General features: G+C 46.9%; 1 protein-coding gene and 2 tRNA genes. All 3 read left to right on the plus strand.

All coding sequences use genetic code 11. The features are described 5' to 3' along the window. Window positions 1-219 precede the first annotated feature (219 nt). The 3 genes from gltX (at window position 220) to B2X00_RS03750 (ending at window position 1,953) form a co-directional block, all read left to right on the plus strand. Entirely contained in the window at window positions 220-1,629 is a 1,410-nt protein-coding gene (gene gltX / locus B2X00_RS03740; RefSeq protein WP_290486179.1) for a glutamate--tRNA ligase, read from the plus strand. Between the two features lie 140 nt (window positions 1,630-1,769). Then, a tRNA-Ala gene (locus B2X00_RS03745) sits at window positions 1,770-1,845 on the plus strand. 32 nt (window positions 1,846-1,877) lie between these two features. Continuing rightward, window positions 1,878-1,953, plus strand: a tRNA-Glu gene (locus B2X00_RS03750). Window positions 1,954-2,000: the final 47 nt, after the last annotated feature.

Below are 2,000 nucleotides of genomic sequence, written 5' to 3' on the forward strand. Positions count from 1 at the left end.
ATGCTCTCCCAACTGAGCTAACCATCCAGTTTTGTCATCGCACTTCTGCGTCGTTGCGAGGAGGCATTATAGGGATACGCGCCAAAGTGTCAAACAAAAAATGAAAAGTTTTTTCTGTTTGCTGACTTTTTAATCATTTTAATTGAATAATGCGCTTTTTGCCTAGGACTGGTAAAATTCACCGGGTCTAATCACTGAATTAAATAAAGGAACACAGTAATGAGTGTAGTTACGCGTTTCGCTCCAAGCCCGACTGGCTATTTACATGTTGGCGGTGCTCGCACAGCGCTTTACTCTTGGCTGGTCGCAAAAGCCCAGGGTGGTGAGTTTGTATTGCGAATTGAAGATACCGACCGGGAGCGTTCAACGCAGCCTGCGATTGATGCCATTCTAGAGGGCATGGAATGGTTAGGGCTGAACTGGGATCGTGGACCTTACTATCAAACCAAGCGTTTTGACCGTTATAAAGAATTAGTGGATCAACTGCTTGAAGAAGATAAAGCCTATAAATGCTTCTGCTCGACCGAGCGTTTGGAAAAAATGCGTGAAGAGCAAATGGAGCGTGGCGAAAAACCTCGTTATGACGGGCATTGCCGTGATAATCCAAATGCGTCTGGTGACAGTTACGTGATTCGTTTTCGTAACCCACAAGAGGGCAGCGTTATTTTTGATGACTTGATCCGCGGTCGTATCGAGTTTTCAAACCAAGAACTTGATGATCTAATCATTGCCCGCAGCGATGGCACGCCAACGTATAATTTCTGTGTTGTTGTGGATGACTGGGAAATGGGTATTACGCACGTAGTTCGAGGCGAAGACCACATTAATAATACGCCGCGCCAGATTAATATTCTAAAAGCCTTAAATGCGCCGGTACCATACTACGCACACGTATCGATGATTCTGGGTGATGACGGTAAGAAATTATCTAAACGCCACGGTGCGGTGGGTGTAATGCATTATCGCGATGACGGGTACTTGCCAGAGGCGGTGATTAATTATTTAGCCCGTTTAGGCTGGTCGCACGGTGATCAAGAGATCTTCAGTAAAGAAGAGTTGGTTAAACTGTTTAAACTAGAGGATGTGAATAAAGCCGCTTCTGCGTTTAATACCGAAAAACTTAATTGGTTAAACCAGCATTACATGAAGACGTTGCCCGCTGAACAAGTGGCTGATGCCCTCAAATGGCAATTTGATCAACTCGGCGTCGATACGTCGACGGGTCCAGCACTGACAGCCATTGTTGGTTTGCAAGCCGATCGTGTGAAAACGTTGAAAGAAATGGCCGCGATTAGCCGTTATTTCTATGAACCAGTTAATGAGTTTGAAGAAAAAGCAGCTAAGAAACACTTGCGCCCTGTAGCTAAAGAACCATTAGAAGCGGTGAAGGCGAGGCTAGTAGACTTAACGGATTGGACTGCTGAATCAATTCAAGCAGCGATTAATGACACGGCTGAAGCGCTTGGCGTGGGTATGGGCAAAATTGGCATGCCATTGCGCGTTGCAGCAACCGGAGGGGGTAACTCACCCTCGTTGGATGTCACCTTAGCGCAGTTGGATCAGCAAAAGGTTGTCGAGCGTATCGATTTGGCGCTTGCATTCATTGCTGAGCGCGAAGCGAGCGCATAACACGCGATTTGCATGTAAAATAGTCAACTTGATATAAAAATCGCCAGTTGGAGATATTTTTTCAAAAAACAGTTGACACTTAAGCGCTCCTCGCAATAGAATGCGCCCCGCTGTCAAGGCAGTTTCGCTGCTAAAGCAGTGGGGCTATAGCTCAGCTGGGAGAGCGCTTGCATGGCATGCAAGAGGTCAGCGGTTCGATCCCGCTTAGCTCCACCAAGTGAAATTTTGATAGCAATGTTAGTGATTGCGTCCCCTTCGTCTAGAGGCCTAGGACACTGCCCTTTCACGGCGGTAACAGGGGTTCGAATCCCCTAGGGGACGCCAATTCTACTAACATGATGCAGTTTTGATTGCGTCCCCTTCGTCTAGAG

Origin of the sequence: Idiomarina sp. UBA3162 (assembly GCF_002364475.1) — a bacterium.
Classification (GTDB): domain Bacteria; phylum Pseudomonadota; class Gammaproteobacteria; order Enterobacterales; family Alteromonadaceae; genus Idiomarina.

What these genes read in the sequence shown, in the direction of transcription:
- gltX (WP_290486179.1), top strand. Translation starts at nt 220, where the DNA reads ATGAGTGTAGTTACGCGTTTCGCTCCAAGCCCGACTGGCTATTTACAT.